Here is a 19,767-nt window from a genome sequence, read left to right on the forward strand (position 1 = left end):
GCTCACCGTAATGAGTCGCTTCACCGGGTTAACAGGGGATGCTGGGCCGCAGGTTTTGCCTGCAACCCGCACAGGGGGGATGTCAGACGGATGGATGAGCGGCGGGGCCGATCGTTGCCAGCGCCCGCATTTCCAGCCGCTGCTCGCCGGGGCGGCAGATCAGCACCGAGCCTTGCTCGAACCAGTCTCCCAGCACGATGCGGCGGGCGGGCTGGCCGTCCAGGGTGAAGTCGTGGATGGCGGGTCTGTGGGTGTGGCCGTGGATCATCATCCGGCAGTCGTGGGCGCGCAGGGTGTCGTCCACCGCCGCTGGCGTCACATCCATGATGATCTGGCTCTTGTGCGCATTCTCCATCTGGCTTTGGCCGCGCATCTTGCAGGCGATGGCCTGACGGCGGGCGAGCGGCAGCCGCAAAAAGAGCCAGCGCAGCCACTTGAGCTGGGTGATGCGACGAAACTTCTGATACCCCTCATCCAGGGTGCAGAGCAGATCGCCGTGGCTCAGCACCACTCGCTCCCCATAGAGGTCGATAACGCAAGGATCCCCCAGCAATGTCATCCCAGCGCGCTTGGCAAACTGCTGGCCCAGCAGAAAGTCGCGGTTGCCGTGGATAAAGTAGATGGGCACGTTCTGCTGGCTCAGGGCCAAAAAGGCATCGGCCATCTGCTGATGGAGCGGATTGGGGTCATCATCGCCAATCCAGAACTCGAAGAGATCCCCCAGCACATAGAGGGCATCGGCGCCGGGGGCGTCGTGCTCGAGAAAGCGCACCAGTGCCGCGGTCATATCGGGCCGCTGGGCAGAGAGGTGAATGTCACTGATAAAGAGGGTGCTCATGATGTGGGGGTCGGGCTCTCGGTCGAAACAGGGCAAACAGGGGTGGCAGAGATAGTAGAAACAACTGGGGACGAATAGTGCGCTGCGGGCGCCATCGCGCCAGTTGAGGTATGGATATCGTCACGGGATGGCGGCTGCCATGACAGCTTGGCCAGATTGCGCCCCTCCAGCGTCAGCAGGGCGGCATAAGGATCGCCCGCCAGCCCCAGCAACCGGCACATCGCTGCTTCTCCTTTCAGACCCTCTTCAAGGCGCAGGCGCAGCACTTCACGGTAAAAAGCATCGCCAAACCGCTCGAGCAACGCGGCCATCAGAGTGAGGTGGCGCCAGCCGTTCAGCGTCTCGATGGGGGCGGGGGTGACATAGAGCTCCAGCGGCCAGTTGGTGATGCGGTTATCACAACTGTTATCGGCACTACTATCGGCAAAGTGCTGGTCGAGGCAGGAAAAGGTGCGCTCCAGCAGCCAGACATTGTCGCCCTTGTCGCTCGCCTGCCAGCCTTGCTCTGCAAAAGTAGCGGCAAACGCCGCCGGATCGGGATGCTGGCAGAGGATATCGAGATCGCTGCCCGGCCGATCGAGGCCGATGGCGAGCGTGCTCACCAGCGCCATATCGCTGCACTGCGTGGCAAGCTCATCCCACAACCCGGCGGTGAGCAGGGCATGGGCCGAGCGCTGGCGCGGGTTGCCGTGGGCCAGATAGTCGAGGCGACGCCAGTTTGGGCTGGCAGTGGGGGAGGCAGATGGAAAAACTGCGGCCGGGGCCGCAGTTTTGTCAGTGCCGAGTCGGCAGAGATCAGTCAGCAAGGGTCACCTTGGTGATCACCACGTCTTCTACCGGCACGTCCTGGTGGATGCGGCCGTAGTTACCGGTCTTGACGCCCTTGATCTTGTTGACCACGTCCATACCTGCGGTCACTTCACCGAATACGCAGTAGCCGAAACCCTGGGTGGTAGCGGATTTGAAGTCGAGGAAGTCGTTGTTGTTCACATTGATGAAGAACTGGGCGCTGGCAGAGTGCGGCTCCATGGTGCGGGCCATGGCGATGGTGCCGATCTTGTTGGAGAGACCGTTGGCCGCTTCGTTCTTGATGGGAGCGCGGGTGCCTTTCTCTTCAAAGCCCGGAGCGTAGCCGCCGCCCTGGATCATGAAGCCGTCGATGACGCGGTGGAAAATGGTGTTGTCGTAGTGACCGTCACGGCAGTATTGCAGGAAGTTGGCCACGGTTTCCGGGGCTTTTTCAGCATTCAGGGTGAGGGTGATGTCGCCGTGATTGGTGTGCAGAGTGACCATGATATGTCCTTTCATTTGATGCGGGCGACGAAGTGCCCGCAGGTGTATGGCATAAAGTGGTGGCAATTCTAGCCCATCAGGGGCTGGCGGCATAGTCTCTCTGGCGCCGTAACCGTGCTGGCAGGCGGGATTGGCCCGCTTTTCTGCCTCGTTTTCTGCCCCTGAACGGGGTATTATGACCAACCATTTTACTCACAGGCAGTGGTTAGAAGATGCTGAAGATATACAACACACTCACTCGTCAAAAAGAAGAATTCAAACCTATCCACCCGGGCAAGGTGGGCATGTATGTGTGTGGTGTCACCATCTACGATCACTGTCATATCGGCCACGGCCGCACCTTCGTCGCCTTTGATGTAGTCGCTCGCTACCTGCGTTACGCCGGTTACGACCTCACCTACGTGCGCAACATCACCGACGTGGATGACAAGATCATCAAGCGTGCCGCCGAGACCCAAGTGACCTGCGACGAGCTGACCGAGCGTCTGATCGGCGACATGCACGCCGACTTCGACGCCCTCGGCATGGTGCGCCCGGATATCGAACCGCGCGCCACCCAGCATATCGAAGAGATCATCGAGCTGGTGCAATCCCTGCTGGAAAAAGAGCACGCCTACGTGGCGGATAACGGCGACGTGATGTTTATCGTCGAATCCTACGCCGACTACGGCAAGCTCTCCGGTCAGGATCTGGAGCAGCTGCAAGCCGGTGCCCGCGTCGACGTGGTCGATGCCAAGCGCAATCCGCTCGACTTCGTGCTGTGGAAGATGTCGAAGCCCGGCGAGCCGACCTGGGAAAGCCCCTGGGGCCCGGGCCGTCCTGGCTGGCACATTGAGTGCTCCGCCATGAACTCCAAGCACCTTGGCAACCACTTCGACATCCACGGCGGCGGCTCAGATCTGCAGTTCCCGCACCACGAGAACGAGATCGCCCAGTCCTGCTGCGCCCACGGAGGCGACTACGTCAACACCTGGATGCACAGCGGCATGGTGATGGTGGATAAAGAGAAGATGTCCAAATCCCTTGGCAACTTCTTCACCATCCGCGACGTTTTGGCCCACTATGACGCCGAAACCGTCCGTTACTTCCTGATGTCTGGCCACTACCGCAGCCAGCTCAACTACTCGGAAGATAACCTGAAGCAAGCCCGCGCCGCGCTGGAGCGCATGTACACCGCCCTGCGCGATCTGCCGGTGGCGGCCGCTGCCGGTGGCGACGAGCAGGTGGCTCGCTTCAAGGAGGCCATGGACGACGACTTCAACACCCCGGAAGCCTACTCCGCCCTGTTTGATCTGGTGCGCGAGATCAACCGCCAGAAGGGTGAAGACATGGCCGTTGCCGCCGCGCTGGGCGCCCGTCTGCGCGAGCTGGGCGCCGTGCTCGGTATCCTGCAGCAAGACCCCGAGGCTTTCTTGAAGGGTGACGAAGCGGACGAAGAGGTCGCCGAAATCGAGCGCCTGATCGCCGAGCGCAATCAGGCCCGTGCCGACAAGAACTGGGCCGCTGCCGATGCCGCCCGTAACCGTCTCACCGAGATGGGCATAGTGCTGGAAGACAGCGCCGGCAAGACCAGCTGGCGCCGTGCTTAAGGCCCGCTGGTTGACGACCTGATGCAGAGCGCAGCCCTTGGGCTGCGCTCTTTTTTTTCAGGGCCCGGCGCTTTGTTCAAAGCGCGGCCCATGCAAGCGAACACAAGGAAGATGGCACCATGAAGATATCCAGCTGGCCCGTGCTGGCACTGGCCCTCTCTGCGGCGGCCCTGATCACCCCGGCCCATGCGGGCACCACCACCAGCGGCAAACTCGATCCGGCCGCCAGTGCCCGTGCCAAGGCCAAGGTTGCCCAGTTTCTCGGCTGGGAGCGCCAAGTCAAACCGAGCGGCCTCTATCAGAGCAATCTTGGCGGTGCGCTGCCCACTATCGTCTCCCCCGAGCTGCTCTGCCTGCTCAATGCCGCCTCCAGGGCGCGCGAAATAGCCACCCGCGAGGCCCCCGACGAGAAGCCCCCCTTTGCTGAGGGCAACCCCTTCCTGCCCAACGCTTGGGATAATCTGCTGGGCTCGGAGATCCTCTCGTCTCGCGCCATCGCTGGCAGCCGGGATCGCAGCGAGGTCAAGGTGCGCTTCACCTTTGGCGAGCCGGGCGCCCCGCTCGACGCCCCCAGCGGCACCTACCGTTTTGTCAGCACCTATCTGGTACTGGACGGGCTGCAGGGCGCCCGCATCACAGATATCGATGCAGGTGGTAGTTGCGATTTCTGCCAATCCGGCAGCCTGCGCACCGCCCTCTATGAGACGCTCGCCGCCTATCCCGCCGCAGGGGGAGAGCAGTGCAAGGGGTTGGGGAAATAGGGTTTTGGTTGGGATAGAAGTGTGTTTGGGGAATAGAAATAAAAACCGCAGCTCAAGGCTGCGGTTTTTTTGGGGTGAAAATACCATTCTCGATGGTGTTTCGCCGCTGCAAGCGCTGCTTGGTAAGTGATTTTTTGAAGCCAAACAGAATTAGCCAACGGAAAATATTTTGTTGGTTTTCGTTCTAATCTTTAGTGCCTATCACACGTAGGTACCGAATAGAGAAATGTGAAATCTATGATTGAGGGGGTAAATAATTAAAACTCAACAGGTGTGTTTGAAAAAATATCTTTGAGCTGTTCAGCTTGTATCTCTCTGAGAATTTCATCACATTTTTCTTCATGTTTAGTTTTAGAGTTTCTAGGTATGAAATTTACGTTATGTTGTTTTAAAGTCTTAAAGACAGCATTTTCCTCTATTTCTTGGTAGGGTGCATCAATTATTCCCTTGTAATACATTTGATATAGCAATAGCCAATAGTTATCTTTAGTGTATATATCTGACGATACTATTTCGTTTGTAAAGTCAATAATTTTATTGTTGTGTTCATTTTGCTCTAACAATAGAGATAATGCGGCACAGTCTTGGCTTTTTATAATTTTATCTGCAGTTGATTCATCGCATGTTAAATTATGTTTCAACATTATGTGTAATGGCCAGCACATACCATCTGACCGTCTTGAAAGTGCATTGATATCGATTATCTTATTCAGTTGCTCTAGTATCTGTTCAGCAGGATAATTTGTTAGGTCAATGATTCTATCAATTAAGGGGACTAAAACGGGGTAGTGCCAAGATAAATTTATAACAGAATCCAGTAAGTTGATTGCAGCATAATCATCAATGTGATTAAGAATGATGCTTATGGCATATTTCAACACGCTACCATCAGGCGTTGTTTTATTTAAACGAATTGCTTGATTTATGAATGTCAACGTTTCTGATGTTGTTAATTTATTTTCACCGTCATGTTCATTGGCCAATCTGCTAGGGAGGAATGAAATTAATGTTAATATCCACTCATCTTCTGTTGGCGCTGGTAATGTCTCAATCCATGTTTTCTTTAAGTTCAGGGTGAGTTTGTAGATAGATAAGTAATTTTCTAGATCCAAGATGAAGTCATTAGCATGTTCATTTGTATCACAATAGCATGTGTAGTCATCGATATACCTTATGAAGTGATATCCTTTTCGATTTAGCGCTTCATCTACGGATTGTAAAATAACCTCTACCAAGATACTTGATGTGGCAGGGCCAATTGGTATACCTTGTGTTTCATTTCTTTTGGTTCTTCTTTGATGAAAATCTAAATCTTCAGGCCAAGATTTTTTCTCGTTTTCTTTGAGTCGTCTTTTAGATTCTTCAACACCAACAATGGCCCATGGAATTGCATGTGTGTATATGCTGTGAAAACAATTGCTAATATCTGCATGTACTCTAAAACGCTTTGTAAACTCAGCACATAGGGCTCGTCTAATTTTTTCTGATGGATCGTCGTAATTCATGACAAGTAGGCGCTTTTCATTGTGATGAAAAGTTGGTTTTATTTGGCTGCAATGGTTTTTTGTTATTTTTCTTATTTCATCCCAATTCTCGTGAATACAGCTTGCAAGATGTGAGTAAGCTTTTGGATGAATAATTCCAAGTAATCTAGGAATGTTATTGAATCTTGTTGAGCGATACTCTGTAAGACTATACCCTAAAGTTTTTCTTACTTTTGTTGCTTGTAATTTAACGAGGGATGTCAGGACTTCTGGAGTAAACTGTCTCGAGTCAAATGATGGAGGTAGTTCACTTAACCCTAATCGTTGATTCGGGAAGTAATTGTATCTAGAAAGTGCTTCAATAAGTAATCTTTTTTCTTCTTGGCCACCTTCAATAAACATATTTAATTTCCTGTATAAATAAGGGCCGTAGGTTCGATTAGCGAAGCGTAATCGGACGTTCGAGAAATAAGGAGTTATTACGGTGAAATACTCACTATCGGGCCTTCAATATAAAGCCATTCCCCGATAGGGATGTGTGCCGCTTGCTGTTGTTCTCATAATGATTTTTTTACCCATGCAACCACGTTGATGATTATTGTTTCATCAGTGCGGCAATTTGGCCTCACCATATGGCTGGTGAGGGGCTGGATCAGAGATAACGTCTCTCCCGATCACAGCCTCGAATACACCGGATGCTGTTAACCAGCCTCGGGGCTGCGGGCTGGCTGTTGCCCCCTGTTGTTCGCCGAGGTGAGCCCGTCTGTCCAGGCCGCGAGGCAGGACGCCGAGCGAGCGCCGCTGGGCCATGGATGGCCCATCGGCGCGTGCCGTGGGACAAACGGGTGAACCGAGGGAACCCGACGCAGGAGGGCGAACAAGTGGGGGTGGCCTTTCTTTTGGTGACTTTTCTTTGGCCACGCAAAGAAAAGTCACTCGCCAAGCCGCGCAGCGGCGGCGAAACCCCGTCGAGGGCAACGCCCTCGTGTCCTGCATGACGAAGTCATGCCCATCAGGCTAGTGACCCCTCACCCTAGCCCTCTCCCGCAAGGGGAGAGGGGACGGTTACCTTGGCGCAGGCGCAGGAGACCGGCTGGTCTCCGCAACAGTGGCTACCGCCCCTGACTGTCGCTACCAGATTGCGCCGTTGACCATTGATCTCGGAAAAGGGGTCAACAGACGCCCGTCGCCATATTACGGAGCCAAAGTGGTCTTATCTATGGTTTTGATGAGCTAACTATCAGAAAAGAGTGATTTTTTGCGCTGGCACAAACTTTTATTAATTAGTGATTAGTTGATGGTTGTCGGGGTTTGGTCGTGGCAGGGCGGTGGGGTGACGCCGCGAGGGGGACGCAAACGGTAAAAAGAGGGGAGCGCAAACGGAACAAAGCGAAGGGGCCCGCGGTGGGCCCCTTGTTGTTGGCGTTCGACGTCGCTATTTGGCGGCGGGGGTTGGGAAGTATTTGCTGTGCAGCAGCGGGTATTCGCTGCTCGCCAGCACCTGGGTCAAGCCGGTCTGGAACTCCTTGACCAGCTCGTCGCTCACCGGATGGCTGAAGGCGAAGCAGAACTGCTCCGAGCTCAGTACCCATTGCTCCTTGAAGCGGGCGGGATCGAGTTTTTGCTCGACGATCAGCTGCTCCATGGTGGTCTTGTTGGTGGAGACCAGATCGACCCGGCCTGAGGTGAGCATCTTGAGCGCCTGTGCCAGCCGGTTGGCGGCCATCAGTTTGGTCTCGTCAAAGCCGTTGTTGAGCAGCAGTTGCTCCCCCACATCGGCCCGCACCGCCCCGATATTGAACGCCTTTGCATCGTCGAGCTTGGTGATGGTGATATTGCGATCGGCCAGCCCCACCAGCACGATCTCGGCATACCCGATGGGGCAGGCCCACTTGAACAGGGGATCCCGCGCCTGGGTGCGGGCGGTGGAGAAGAGCACCGCATTGGGCTTTTGGGTCAGCAGGTAGTAACCGCGCGCCCACGGCATGATGGTGATGGGTTGCGCCGGGGTATTGGTCTTTTTCCACACCAGTTGCAGCAGCTCGACCGCGAGGCCGGTGGGGGCGCCGCTGGCATCGGCGTAGTTGTAGGGTTTGTACTCTTCGGTGATGTAGTGCAGTTTGCCGAGCTCAGGACTCGCCTGTGCGAGGGTGGCCAGCAGCGCCCCGGCCAATCCAATCCATGGTTTCATTTTTGCCATCCTGATCAAGGGAATATCTGCTCAAGTGTGACCAAGCTGGCCGATTTCGCCAAGGCGACGGAGCATGTTTGGCAAAAAAGCGCGGCTGCACAGTCCCATCCAGCGCCCTATGTCGGCGGCGATCAGGGCGTTAGCGCAGCGGCAGGTATTTGGCTTGCAGGGCCGAGAAATCCGCCGAGGCGACGACGTGGGTCAGCGCCTGCTGAAAGAGGGCGACCTCGCTGTCGGGCACCTGACGGCTGAAGGCGTAGCAGAGCGGTCTGGCATCCAGCACGAAGGCGACATGAAAGTCATCCGGCTTGAAGCCCAGTTGTTGCAGGGTTTGATAGCCCGCCAGCTTGTTGGTCGCAAACAGATCGGCGCGACCTGAGGTGAGCATTTTGGCCGCCTGGGTGAGGCGGTTGGCCAGCATCAGCTGGCGCTCATCGATACCGCGTTCGAGCAGCAGCTGTTTGGAGACGGTGGAGCGCACCACGCCGACCTTGTAGCGGCTGATCTCGGCCACGGAGCCTAGGGTGATGTTGTCCGCCTTGCGCCCCAGCAGCACAAATTCCGAGTGATCGATGGGGCAGGCCCACTTGAAAAGCGCTTCCCGCTGCGGGGTGCGGGCGGTGGCAAACAGCACCACATTGGGTTTTTGTTGCAGCAGGTTGTAGCCCCGGGCCCAGGGCAGAATGCGGATGGGCTGCGGCGACACGCCCCGCGCTTTCCAGATAAGCTGCATCAGATCTACCGACAATCCGGTCGGCATCCCTTGCTGGTCGCTGAAATTAAACGGGGGAGAGATTTCGCTCAGATACTCGAGTTTGCCCGGATCGGCCTGCGCGAAGGTGGCCCACAAGAGCAGTAGCAGATGAGGTAGGTGCCATGTCCGCACGGGAAAGATCCTTCGCAATCAACTATGTAGCCCAGTTTGACTGCTTGTGGCGGGAATAGCTAGCCACCTCTATTGCATCTTTCATCAATAAAATGGGCAGCGAACCGCTGCCCATCGGGTGAGTGAGTGCTCAGCGCACCGGCAGGTATTTGGCCTGCAATTTGCGAAACTCTTCCGAAGCGAGAGCGCGGGTCAGGCCCTGCTGAAAGAGGGTGATCTCGCTGTCTGGCACCTGACGGCTGAAGGCGTAGCAGAGCTGCTCGGCGCTCAGCACCATGGCCACGTTGAAGTCGTCGCTGCTCAGCTTCAGTTCGCGGATGGCGTCATATCCCGCCAGCTTGCTGGTGGCGAGCAGGTCGGCGCGGCCGGAGAGCAGCATCTTCAACCCCTGCGACAGGCGGTTGGCCGGGATGATGTTGTTGTCATCCATGCCGTTGTTGAGCAGCAGCTGTTCGGCGGCATCCGAGCGCACCGCGCTGATCTTGTACTGGCTCATCTGATCGAAGGCGGTCAGGGTGATGTTCTGCGCTTTGCGGCCGAGCAGTATGTACTCCGAGTAGCCGATGGGGCAGACCCACTTGAAGAGATCCTCCCGCGCCTGGGTGCGGGCGGTGGAGAAGAGCACCACATTGGGCTTCTGGGTTAGCAAGTAATAACCCCGCGCCCAGGGCAGGATGCGCACCGGCTGGGGCGTCACGCCGCTGTGTTGCCAGATCATCTGCAGCAGATCGACCGCAAGGCCGGTGGGCTGGCCTTGCGGATCGCTGAAGTTGTAGGGGGGGTACTCTTCGGTGAGGTACTCGAGCTTGCCCAGATCAGCCCGGGCCGTTGAGGCCCAGCAGAGCAGCAACAGATGACAGATCAGCCATATCCTCATTGGGAACATCCTTAGCGATCAACCTTCCCTTGAGTGTGACCATGAACAGAGTAAATAGCCACTCACTGCCGTTACCAGCGGGCGCGGATCTGCCCGATGGGCTGGTAGGCCTCATCCCGCAGCCCTACCAGCAGGGTCTTGCCATCCGCTTGCAGCCGGAACTCGCCGTAGCGGGCCGCTTCGTACTGTTCCCCCGTGCCCTCTTCAAAGAAGTAGGCATCGGGGCCGATCTGCCACTGCCGCTCGCTCTGGTGCACCTGCAATAGCCGCTCATCGCTGGCGAGTCGATCCGGTTTGCCATCGGCCACCAGAGTGGCCACCTGATGGGCATCGAGGCGGATCACCAGGGTGTCGCTGCCCTTGTTTTGAGTAGTTTGGGCGTCGCGGCTGGTCAGCTCGCGGGCAATTTCATAGTTGAGCCGCATGTAATCCCCCTGCATCAGAGAGCGGGGATCGACCGGAGCGAGCCGCAGCAGCACCACTTCGCCGCTGCTCATGGCGTGCTCATAGCGCCAGACGGTGGCATTGATGCCTGCCAGGATGGCGAGGCCGCTCAGTAACAGGGCGAGCTGTCGGGTGACGGGTTTCATGAGTCGCTCCTTGCCGCAAAGGTGGTGAGCAGCTGGCGGGCACCCAGTAGCAGGATGCCGGAGCCAAGCAGCAGCCAGGATTTGGTCATCAGGGTGAGCCCCAGATCGTAGTAATAGAGCGAGCCATAGCCGAGCAACAGCAGGGCCGAGAGTGTCATCAGCCCCAGACTGCCGGCATAAAACCCGAGGATCAGCACCAGTGCGCCCGCCCCCATGCCGGGGATGATGGCGCTGATCAGCACCAGCGGCAGGCCAAACAGCAGGGGGAGCTTGAGTTTCACCATCACCGCCAGCAGCAGGGCGGCGCAGAGCAGGGGATTGAGCCAGAGCGGCAGGCGGGAAAGCCCCAGTTCGTCCAGCACGCTGCTGCCGCCATCCCACAGCGGATGGTGCAGACGGCCCAGCACCAGCAGGGAGAGGGCCAGCCCCAGCGTGATGGAGTGGTAGAGCTGGTGGCGCTCTGGCTCCCTATCTGCCCGCAGCCAGCAGAAGGTGATGGCCGCCATCACCAGCGGCAGCGCCAGCAGTTGCAGCCCGAGGCAAGCGAGGCCAAGGGTGAGCAGCAGGGCCGCCGCCACGCTGTGAAACAGCCGCACCAGCCAGTGATCGAACAGCACTGCGATGGCAAGGGAGAGCAGGCACAACCCAAACCAGAGCAGGGCGTGATGGAGATCCAGCTGATCGAGCAGGCCATAGAGCAGCCAGGCATCGGCCGCCAGGGTGAGGGCCAGCACGAACTGATCCCAGAGATCGCCGCTTTGGCTGCGATTGAGGGCGTAGGCCCCCGCCAGCAGCACGGCCCCGAGCAGCAGGGCGCTGTTGGCCTCGCGGGTCAGCTGCTCGAAGGTGAGAAACAGGAAAAAGAGCAGGAACAGGGCGGCAATCCAGCCCACCAGCCCGAGCAGAAAGCGGCTCGACCAGTGGGGTTGGGTATCACGGGGCATCTCTCCTTCCACCAGATTGGCCTGTTGCAGCGCTTGCCAAAGGGTCAGATCACTCATGAGACCTCCGTTGTTGTTGGAGCCAGCGGGCGGCGGTGACAGAAAGGCCGATGGCAATCAGGCTCAGCAGCAAGAAGCCGTTGATGTCGGGCTCCATCCACTTGCCCAGCGCCGCGAGGATGACGGCAATCAGACTGAGGCACCCCATGGCGAGTCCGGCGATAAATCTGTGGTGCCACAAGGCATAGGCCGCAGCGAGCCAGCCAAGCCAGAGCGGCCACACCAGCGGGGAGGCGGCATCAAACAGCGCCAGCAGGGTGAGCAGGGTGGCCCCCAGACCGGCGGCCAGGCCCGCCAGCCAGCTTGGCATCAGGCGCCAGCGGTTTGGCGCCAGCAGAAGCAGACCCCAGAGGGCGGCGTTGAGCAGGGTAAGGCACCAGCCCAATCCCTCTTCATCGAAGGTAAAGAAGAACGTGAACAAACCGAGCCGCCAGAAGAGCACCAGCGCCAGCTGGCCGAGCAGCCAGCTTAAGGTCCAGAGCAGGGGGCTTTGGCCAAATGCCGCCAGTGGCACCAGCATCAGCGCCCAGGTGGCGAACAGCTGCCAGGGATCGGCACCGGTCTGGTAGGTTTGACCCACCAGCGCCAGCAGGGCGCCGATATTGAGGGCGATAGCGAGCAGCAGCGCCTGACGGGGGGTATCCCCCAGCGGTTTGCGCCACAGCAGAAGCAGCATGGCGAGCAGCGGCGCCTCCAGCAGCGCAAGGCGGGAGACCCGGCCCAGCTCTTGCCAGTTGAAGGCGACAAAGAAGATGAGGCCAGCCCCGATGCAGAGGGCACCGAGCCAGAGCAACAGCCGGTCAAAAAGCCACTGCCAGCGCACCGGATGGGGGGGAAGATCGGCGAGGGTCAGGGCGTCCGCCAGCTTCTCTGGCGCCAGCCGTCCCTGTTTGACCCATTCGAGAAGCGTCTCTCTTGATACGTTGTGCATGGGGGGACTCCGCGAGGTTTGCCCCATTATGGCATGAGGCACCCGCAACCGTGCACTGCCCCTTGGCTCTGCGGCTGGTGGTTGCGACAGCGGGTTACGCAATAGACACCAGTAAACAAAAAAGCCCTCCACAGGGGAGGGCTTGGTCATCGGATACGGGCCATCAGGCAAAGATCAGAGTGCTCACCCCAAGGCCGACGAAGAGAATGGCGCAGGCGATGCGGATCCCCTTGAGCGGCAGCTTGTCCGCCCCCAGCTTGCCGATCAGCACCACAGGCACGTTGGCCAGCATCATGCCGAGGGTGGTCCCGGTAATGACCTGCACCAGCGAGTCATATTTGGCGGCCAGCAGCACGGTGGCGATCTGGGTCTTGTCGCCAATCTCGGCAATAAAGAAGAGCACGAAGGTGGCCATAAAGGGGCCGTATTTATCCAGCGGGCTCTCCTCGTCATCCATCTTGTCTGGCACCAAAATCCAGATAGCCATGGCGATAAAGGCGATGGCGACCAGCCAGGTCATTATCTTGGGATCGAGCCAGCGGCTGATGAACTCGCCAATCCAGGCAGCGCCCGCATGGTTGAGCAAGGTAGCCGCCAGCATGCCGGCGATGATGGGCCAGGGCTTGCGAAAACGGCAGATGAGCAGCAACGCCAACAGCTGGGTTTTATCGCCGATTTCGGCAATAGCGACGCTGAGGGTTGAGGTTAACAAGGCTTCCATAAAAATGACCGGGGGACGGAATTGTTATAAACCAAAGACAAGCCTGCGCCATCCGTCCCCGGTATTGGCACTGGCCCGTCAAAGGTCTTGTCAAATCCATGGCTGGCATGGATCACCCTGACCATGGTGATTTGGCACCAAGTATGTTGATCAGGGTCGCAAACCGGTATTCATGCAATGGATGGCACCGGCGTGCGAGACTACTCCCCCTCGATGGGAGCGGGCATTCTAGGGAAAAACCGCATGAGTGACAAGGGGATCAGCCACCCACCAGCTTGACGCTGAAACCGGCTTTCTCCAGCTCGGTTTTGATCAGGTCCCGTTTATCCCCCTGGATCTCGATCACTCCCTCCTTGATACCGCCTCCGGTGCCGCATTTTTTCTTGAGCAGGGTGGCCAGGGATTTTTGCTGCTCGGCGGGTACGCCATGAATGGTGATCACCCCGGCACCCTTGCGCCCCTTGGTCTCGCGGCGAATGCGCACGGTGCCGTCGGTGGGGAAGGGGGAGGCGGATTGGGGAGCGCTCTGCTCCTTGATCATGCCGCCATCTGTGCTGTAAACGAGGCGGCTGTTGTTGTCGTGACTCATGGCAATACTTTATGGGTTAGCTAAGCGGAGTTTGATTTTACTCAAATAAAAGTTGAAGACACAGCTTATAATGCCCCAAGTAAAAGCGAATTATTATTGTTTAACTTCAGGAGTCAGTCATGGTACTCACGCAGTTGTCACCGGGACAGAGTGCTCGCATCAAGAATATGAATCAGCTCGCCCGGCCGCTGCGCCGCAAACTGATGGTGATGGGCCTGTTGCCCCAGACTGAAGTCATCTATCTGCGCTCCGCCCCCTTGGGGGACCCGCTCCAGATCCAGTGCCAGGGGATCTGTCTCTCCATGCAAAAGAGTCTGGCCCAGCAAATAGAAGTCGAGCCGGTATAACCCCCTGTTCGGCTGCCGCTCCCGTTCAGAAACGTCACTGGGAGCGGTTCAGAGACAAGAAGTCGAACCTGCAAAGCGGCTTGCCACACGCGCGGCGGGTTCAGAAGAAAATAGAGGTAGAGCTGGTATGAATTATTCCCTGGTAACGGTAGGTAACCCCAATAGCGGCAAGACCTCCCTGTTCAACGCCCTGACCGGCGCCCGCCAGCAGGTAGGCAACTGGAGTGGTGTCACCGTCGACAAGAAGACGGGTGAGTTCAGCGCGGGTGAGCATCACTTCAAGCTGATGGATCTGCCCGGCATCTATAGCCTGGCCAGTCAGGATGGCAGTCTGGACGAGCAGATCGCCAGCCGCTTTGCCCAGGGCCAACAACCCGACCTGCTGCTCAACGTCATAGACGCCGCCAATCTGGAGCGCTCCCTCTACCTCACGCTGCAACTGCGCGAACTGGGCCTGCCCATGGTGGTGGTGCTCAACAAGCTGGATATCCTGCAAAAACGCCGCATCGTCATCGACGAGAGCAAGCTCGGCAAATCCCTCGGTTGCCCTGTAGTGGCCCTCTCTGCTCACAACAGCAAGCAGGTTGCCGCCTTCAAGCAGCAGATCCGCCAGTTTATCGGTCAGCCGCAAGCCGCCTTGCTGCTCGATTACGGCCACGCGCTTGAAACCGATCTGGCGGAGCTGGAGACGCTGCTCGCCCCGCATCACCTCACTACCCGTGGCCGCGCCCTGCGCCTGCTGGAAGAGGATGCGGTGATGCAGGAGACCCTGCTGCCCGGTCAGCAGGCGGCCGCCGCCAATGTTGTGGCTCGCGCCCATCAGGGACAGGATATCGACCTGCAGCTGGCGGATATTCGCTACGGCCATATCCACCAGTGGGTACAACAGGCTCGTCAGCAGAAGGGCAAGCTCACCGAGGCCCAGAGCGAGTGGCTGGATCGGGTGCTGCTCAATCGCTGGATTGGCATCCCCTTCTTTCTGTTTGTCATGTACCTGATGTTCCTGTTTGCCATCAACGTCGGCAGCGCCTTTATCGACTTCTTTGACATCATGGGCGGCGCCCTGTTTGTCGATGGGGTGCACCACCTGCTGGGGCTGGTCAATGCCCCCGAGTGGCTGGGCGCCATTCTGGCAGACGGCTTCGGCGTTGGTTTGCAGACCGTGGCCACCTTTATTCCGGTGATTGGCTGCCTCTATCTGTTCCTCGCGGTGCTGGAGAGCTCCGGCTATCTGGCCCGTGCCGCCTTCGTGGTGGATGCCCTGATGCGCCGCCTCGGCCTGCCGGGCAAGGCGTTCGTACCGATGCTGATGGGCTTTGGTTGTACCGTCCCCTCGGTGATGGCGACCCGTACCCTCAACTCCGAGCGGGAGCGGCTGATGACCTCCGCCATGGCCCCCTTTATGTCGTGCGGTGCCCGTCTGCCGGTTTACGCCCTGTTTGCGGTGGCTTTTTTCCCCGAGTCTGGCCAGAACCTGGTGTTCGGTCTCTACCTCATCGGCATTCTGGTGGCGGTGCTCACCGGCCTGTTGCTGCGCAGCACCCTGCTGCCGGGCAAGAGCGACTCCATGCTGATGGAGATGCCGGATTACGAGTGGCCGCGGCCGGTCAACGTTGCCATCAAGACCTGGCAGAAGCTCAAATCCTTCGTCTTTGGCGCCGGTAAAACCATCGTACTGGTGGTTGCCGTGCTGAGCGTGCTCAATTCCCTGGGTACCGATGGCAGCTTTGGCCATCAGGAGCAGGAGAGCTCGGTCCTGAGCAAGATCAGCCAGGCGGTGACCCCGGTGCTGCACCCCATCGGTGTACGCGATGACAACTGGCAGGCCACGGTCGGTATCGTCACCGGTATCTTCGCCAAAGAGGCGGTGGTCGGTACCCTCAACAGCCTCTACGCCGGTGGTGGCGATGCAGAGGAGGAGAGCGAGTTCTCGCTGGTGGCCAGCTTCCACGAGGCGATCGATGCCGTGGCGGCCAATCTGGCGGAGATCAACCCGAGCGACCCCATGGGGCTTGATGTTGGCAACCTCGACGACCAGAAAGCTGCCGCCGAGGCGCAGGAGGTAGATGTCTCCACCTACGGCAATATGCAGACCCACTTCGACGGGGCGGCCGGTGCCTTTGCCTACCTATTGTTCGTACTGCTCTACATGCCTTGCGCCGCCGCCATGGGCGCGCTGGTGCGGGAAACCGGTCGTCAGTGGGCGCTCTTTACCGCCGCTTGGTGCAACTATATGGCCTTTATGTGCGCGACCCTCTTCTATCAGGTCGCGACCTTCGCCGCTCACCCGGAGCAGAGCCTGTTCTGGATCGTCAGCTATGGCCTCTCTCTGGTACTGCTCTGGTGGGCCGGTCGCCGTCACGGTGACATCGTTGCCCGCAAGGTGGTGACCTTATGATCCTGCGCGAGCTGGGGGATTACCTCGCCGCGCAGCAGAAGGTGCGCCGGCGTGATCTGGCTCGCCACTTCCACACCTCGGAAGATGCGGTGGAGGCCATGCTCGGCGTCTGGATGCGCAAGGGGCGGGTCATCAAGCGCGAGAGTCGGGTCTGTGGTGGCAGTTGCTGCGGCAAGAGTGAGGAGGTGATGTTCGAGTGGTGTGACGCGGGCCAGATTGGATTCAAGATCCGCTAAACGACTACTCAACCTCATCACCAAACATCGAACAATGAAAAACGGCAGATCCTGCGCAAGGGTCTGCCGTTTTTATTGCTGAAGACAGGCGGGCTCAGGCGCCTTGGCGAGCCTCGCTCAGCAGTGCCAGCGCCGGTTGGGCGTTGTCCGGCATCAGCCGGTAGGCTTTGTGGTGTTTGACCAGGGTGGTTTTCTTGTTGCCCTGGCTCAGCAGCAGACCGTGCTTGAAGGCCGCCTCGGCCAGCACCTTCTCGTCACCGCGCACATAGAGGGTGAGGGGTTTGACAAGCTCACCGTCCTCGATATGGCCTTCATATTCGCTATGGCTTACCACCAGACTCGCCTGACCGCCCGATTGCAGGCGCAGCTTGGCGTTCACTTCGCTCTCGGTCAGCACCAGCCAGCCTGCCGCTGAGAGCTCCTCCAGCAGGGCAGCCAGCTTGGCCCCCAGTTGTTGCGGGTTGGTCATGGCGCACTGGTACTGGAAGGCGATGCGCTCCAGCAATCCCTTGAGATCGGCGCCCGCACCCAGAGTGCGGCCAAGCTGCACCCAAGCTTTCAAATCTTCCATCACCAGACGGGAGAAGCGCTTCTCTTTGAGGGAGTCGGCCATCCAGGTGCAGAGAAAGTGGCTCTCTTGGGCCGGAGTGCGCTTGCCCGCTTTTTGTTCGGCGGTGCGAGCCAGTTCGGCCAAGCTCTGGGTGGCCATCTCGAACAGGGCCTGATTGTAGGTCGGAGAGGTCATAAGCAATCCTTGAGTTGACCACCAGGGGCCAACACCGATGACAGAGATGGCAAAGGCGCCAGTGGCGCCTTTGCGGTTCAATAGAGCAACTGCCCGCCTTATTTCGGCTGACGGGGCTTCTTGGCTGCAGCCAGACGCTTGAGGCGCTGACCCTGCAGCTTGGCTTCGGCCATCACCTGGGCCACGGCGTTATCTTCACGCTGCGGACGCTTGCCGAAGCGGCGACGCTCCTGCAACTGCTTGATCAGCTCGTCACGGCTGCTCACCTCATAGCCCGGCACCATGATGCGGCGGATCTTCTGGCCGATCAGGGCCTCGATCTCCAGCAGGGTGCGCTCCTCTTCACGGCTGACGAAGGAGATGGCCATGCCGCGCTTGCCGGCACGACCGGTACGACCGATGCGGTGCACGTAATCTTCCGCCAGGAACGGCAGATCATAGTTGACCACGTATTCCAGATCCGGAATGTCCAGACCACGGGCGGCCACTTCGGTGGCGACCAGTACCCGTACCTTGCCTTCCATGAATTCGCGCAGGGCGCGGCGACGGTTGCCCTGGGCCTTCTCGCCATGGACAACGGCGGACTTGATGCCGTCGAGGTTCAGCTCCTCGACCAGCACATCACAGCTCTCGCGGGTACTGGCGAACACCAGCACCTGCTGCCAGTTCTGCTTGCCAATCAGCTCGGAGAGCAGCTCGCGCTTGCGCTTCTGCTCGACCGGATAGACGGTGTGGCTGACGGTGTCGGCGGTGGAGTTCTGCTTGTTGACGCTGACGATCTGCGGTCTGTCCAGCATCAGGTTGGCCAGCTTCTTCACCGCGTCGGAGAAGGTGGCGGAGAAGAGCAGGTTTTGACGGGTCTTGTTGACCGCTTGCAGGATCTTCTGCACATCGGCACTGAAGCCCATGTCGAGGATGCGATCCGCTTCATCCATCACCAGACACTCGACGCCGGAGAGGCTGAGGTTGCAGGCGGTGAGGTGCTCCAGCAGACGGCCCGGGGTGGCCACAATGATGTGAGCGCCCGCTTTGAGCTTCTTGGCCTGCACGTCCTGCTTGCCACCGCCGACGATGGTGATGGTGGTGATATCGAGATACTTGGCGAAGTCATTGATGTTGCTCGCCACCTGAGCCGCCAGCTCGCGGGTCGGGGTCAGGATCAGCACACGGGCGTTGGAAGGCTGGACCGGAGCCGGATTGTCTACCAGACGCTGCAAGATGGGCAGGGCGAAGGCGGCGGTCTTGCCGGTACCGGTCTGGGCGCTGGCCAGCACATCGCGGCCACGGCGAATGGCCGGGATCGCCTGTTGCTGCACAGGGGTCATCTCCTGATAACCGCAATCTGAGACAGCACGCAAAATCTCGGGGGCAAAATCGAACGATTCAAATCTCATAATGGGTTCCTGTGTTCCAGCTGGGCTGTGTTTGGCTTGGTTAGCTCGGCATGAGCGAGACGGAGGTTGTAACCACCGACGGCTGCGCCTGACATCAAGTCAGAGAGTGAGCCGGAAAATGGCGGGCGCGAAGTGTAACAGATAGACGTCACAAATTCTGCCTCAAATGGTTGTCCTTTTCTCATCCTTTGTGGTGTGAATAGCGGTTGAAAGCAATCATTTGACTCCCAAAGACCAAGCCAAGAGCAGTGGGTGAACGGATTTGGGCAAGGACGAAAGGGATATCGATGGAACTGGAACAGTTAAAACGCCAGCTGGAGCAGCTGGGCGAGCGCAATGACAGCATGCAGCAGGCACGCCACCGCAAGCTGCTCAATATCACTCGTGACACGGGGGAGTTGCTGTCAGTGCTGGTGCAGACCCGTGGGGCGCAGGCGGTGCTGGAGATCGGCACCTCCAATGGTTACTCCACACTCTGGCTGGCAGAAGCTGTGCGTCGGCTGGAGGGGCACGTTACCACCATTGAGCTGGATGAGGATAAGCGCGTGCTGGCCCATGACAACTTTCAGCGGGCAGGGCTGGCCCCCTGGGTAACCTTGCTGGCAGGGGATGCGAGTGAGCTGTTACCGACCTTGCCGCAAGCCGGCTATCAGCTCATCTTCCTCGATTCGGATCGTCAGCACTACCGGGCATGGTGGCCGCAGATCCGCCGCCTGCTGGCACCCCGTGGCCTGCTGGTGGTTGATAACGCCATCTCCCATCGCAGCGAGATGGAGGAGTGGATGAACGAGGTCGGGCAGGATCCGGCCTTTGCCACCTCGCTGGTGCCGGTCGGCAAGGGGGAGTGGCTGGTGGTGTGTTTGTAGGGGGTAGCTACAAAAAATCAGCCTCGCATT

General features: G+C 58.6%; 20 protein-coding genes. 6 read left to right on the forward strand and 14 right to left on the reverse strand.

From position 1 onward, the window contains the following. Positions 1-82: 82 nt before the first annotated feature. The 3 genes from lpxH to I6L49_RS02920 are packed head-to-tail and all read right to left on the reverse strand — an operon-like array spanning position 83 to position 2,131. Complete coding sequence (lpxH, locus tag I6L49_RS02910; RefSeq protein ID WP_194494548.1) at positions 83-838, reverse strand: UDP-2,3-diacylglucosamine diphosphatase; 756 nt, start codon at positions 836-838, stop codon at positions 83-85. Further along, a complete protein-coding gene (locus tag I6L49_RS02915; RefSeq protein WP_216950574.1) occupies positions 835-1,644 on the reverse strand; it encodes a DUF4269 domain-containing protein in 810 nt (269 codons plus the stop codon). Before I6L49_RS02915 ends, lpxH begins: the two co-directional genes overlap by 4 nt. Continuing rightward, positions 1,634-2,131, reverse strand: coding sequence for a peptidylprolyl isomerase (locus I6L49_RS02920; protein ID WP_216950575.1), 498 nt, complete (start codon positions 2,129-2,131; stop codon positions 1,634-1,636). Before I6L49_RS02920 ends, I6L49_RS02915 begins: the two co-directional genes overlap by 11 nt. A 212-nt stretch (positions 2,132-2,343) precedes the next feature. On the opposite strand from I6L49_RS02920, the gene cysS reads away from it, so the two are divergent. Together cysS and I6L49_RS02930 are read left to right on the forward strand one after the other, a co-directional pair. Then, positions 2,344-3,720 (forward strand): cysteine--tRNA ligase, encoded by a 1,377-nt coding sequence (gene cysS / locus I6L49_RS02925; RefSeq protein ID WP_041208491.1) that lies wholly within the window; start codon positions 2,344-2,346, stop codon positions 3,718-3,720. A gap of 119 nt (positions 3,721-3,839) precedes the next feature. After that, positions 3,840-4,481 (forward strand): hypothetical protein, encoded by a 642-nt coding sequence (locus I6L49_RS02930; protein WP_216950576.1) that lies wholly within the window; start codon positions 3,840-3,842, stop codon positions 4,479-4,481. A 257-nt stretch (positions 4,482-4,738) separates the two neighbouring features. Here I6L49_RS02930 and drt4 read toward each other — a convergent pair whose 3' ends face one another. The 9 genes from drt4 to I6L49_RS02975 form a co-directional block, all read right to left on the reverse strand. Then, positions 4,739-6,367: an antiviral reverse transcriptase Drt4 gene (gene drt4, locus I6L49_RS02935; protein WP_216950577.1), complete on the reverse strand. Its 1,629-nt coding sequence runs from the start codon at positions 6,365-6,367 to the stop codon at positions 4,739-4,741. A 1,033-nt stretch (positions 6,368-7,400) separates the two neighbouring features. Continuing rightward, positions 7,401-8,156 carry an ABC transporter substrate-binding protein gene (locus I6L49_RS02940; protein ID WP_042056222.1) on the reverse strand — a complete coding sequence of 252 codons (756 nt, stop codon included), beginning with the start codon at positions 8,154-8,156 and terminating at the stop codon, positions 7,401-7,403. Positions 8,157-8,295: 139 nt separating this feature from the next. Then, entirely contained in the window at positions 8,296-9,042 is a 747-nt protein-coding gene (locus I6L49_RS02945; protein ID WP_216950578.1) for an ABC transporter substrate-binding protein, read from the reverse strand. A 130-nt stretch (positions 9,043-9,172) separates the two neighbouring features. Further along, positions 9,173-9,919, reverse strand: coding sequence for an ABC transporter substrate-binding protein (locus tag I6L49_RS02950; protein WP_005359739.1), 747 nt, complete (start codon positions 9,917-9,919; stop codon positions 9,173-9,175). A gap of 71 nt (positions 9,920-9,990) precedes the next feature. Next, positions 9,991-10,509: a GDYXXLXY domain-containing protein gene (locus tag I6L49_RS02955; RefSeq protein ID WP_042056215.1), complete on the reverse strand. Its 519-nt coding sequence runs from the start codon at positions 10,507-10,509 to the stop codon at positions 9,991-9,993. Continuing rightward, positions 10,506-11,510 (reverse strand): DUF4401 domain-containing protein, encoded by a 1,005-nt coding sequence (locus I6L49_RS02960; RefSeq protein ID WP_216950579.1) that lies wholly within the window; start codon positions 11,508-11,510, stop codon positions 10,506-10,508. The genes I6L49_RS02955 and I6L49_RS02960 overlap by 4 nt, the downstream gene beginning before the upstream one ends. Next, on the reverse strand, positions 11,503-12,441 hold the full coding sequence (locus tag I6L49_RS02965) for a DUF2157 domain-containing protein (RefSeq protein WP_216950580.1): 939 nt from the start codon (positions 12,439-12,441) through the stop codon (positions 11,503-11,505). Before I6L49_RS02965 ends, I6L49_RS02960 begins: the two co-directional genes overlap by 8 nt. A 163-nt stretch (positions 12,442-12,604) precedes the next feature. Beyond that, on the reverse strand, positions 12,605-13,162 hold the full coding sequence (locus I6L49_RS02970) for a TMEM165/GDT1 family protein (protein WP_005346773.1): 558 nt from the start codon (positions 13,160-13,162) through the stop codon (positions 12,605-12,607). A 259-nt stretch (positions 13,163-13,421) separates the two neighbouring features. Further along, positions 13,422-13,751, reverse strand: a complete 330-nt coding sequence (locus I6L49_RS02975) for a translation initiation factor (protein WP_005350971.1) — start codon at positions 13,749-13,751, stop codon at positions 13,422-13,424. A 119-nt stretch (positions 13,752-13,870) separates the two neighbouring features. On the opposite strand from I6L49_RS02975, the gene I6L49_RS02980 reads away from it, so the two are divergent. From I6L49_RS02980 to I6L49_RS02990, 3 genes are all read left to right on the forward strand, one after another. Continuing rightward, positions 13,871-14,098, forward strand: a complete 228-nt coding sequence (locus I6L49_RS02980; protein ID WP_005337384.1) for a FeoA family protein — start codon at positions 13,871-13,873, stop codon at positions 14,096-14,098. Between the two features lie 127 nt (positions 14,099-14,225). Then, a complete protein-coding gene (gene feoB, locus I6L49_RS02985; protein WP_216950581.1) occupies positions 14,226-16,496 on the forward strand; it encodes a Fe(2+) transporter permease subunit FeoB in 2,271 nt (756 codons plus the stop codon). Then, positions 16,493-16,732 carry a FeoC-like transcriptional regulator gene (locus I6L49_RS02990; RefSeq protein ID WP_216950582.1) on the forward strand — a complete coding sequence of 80 codons (240 nt, stop codon included), beginning with the start codon at positions 16,493-16,495 and terminating at the stop codon, positions 16,730-16,732. The genes feoB and I6L49_RS02990 overlap by 4 nt, the downstream gene beginning before the upstream one ends. 94 nt (positions 16,733-16,826) lie before the next feature. Here I6L49_RS02990 and I6L49_RS02995 read toward each other — a convergent pair whose 3' ends face one another. Both I6L49_RS02995 and I6L49_RS03000 read right to left on the reverse strand, forming a co-directional pair. Next, positions 16,827-17,477 carry a DUF2913 family protein gene (locus I6L49_RS02995; RefSeq protein ID WP_216950583.1) on the reverse strand — a complete coding sequence of 217 codons (651 nt, stop codon included), beginning with the start codon at positions 17,475-17,477 and terminating at the stop codon, positions 16,827-16,829. Between the two features lie 98 nt (positions 17,478-17,575). Next, positions 17,576-18,871, reverse strand: a complete 1,296-nt coding sequence (locus I6L49_RS03000; protein ID WP_005337380.1) for a DEAD/DEAH box helicase — start codon at positions 18,869-18,871, stop codon at positions 17,576-17,578. A gap of 287 nt (positions 18,872-19,158) precedes the next feature. On the opposite strand from I6L49_RS03000, the gene I6L49_RS03005 reads away from it, so the two are divergent. After that, complete coding sequence (locus tag I6L49_RS03005; protein WP_159157104.1) at positions 19,159-19,737, forward strand: O-methyltransferase; 579 nt, start codon at positions 19,159-19,161, stop codon at positions 19,735-19,737. Positions 19,738-19,767 lie beyond the last annotated feature (30 nt).

Source organism: Aeromonas sp. FDAARGOS 1419, from assembly GCF_019047045.1.
Taxonomy (GTDB): Bacteria; Pseudomonadota; Gammaproteobacteria; order Enterobacterales; family Aeromonadaceae; genus Aeromonas; species Aeromonas veronii.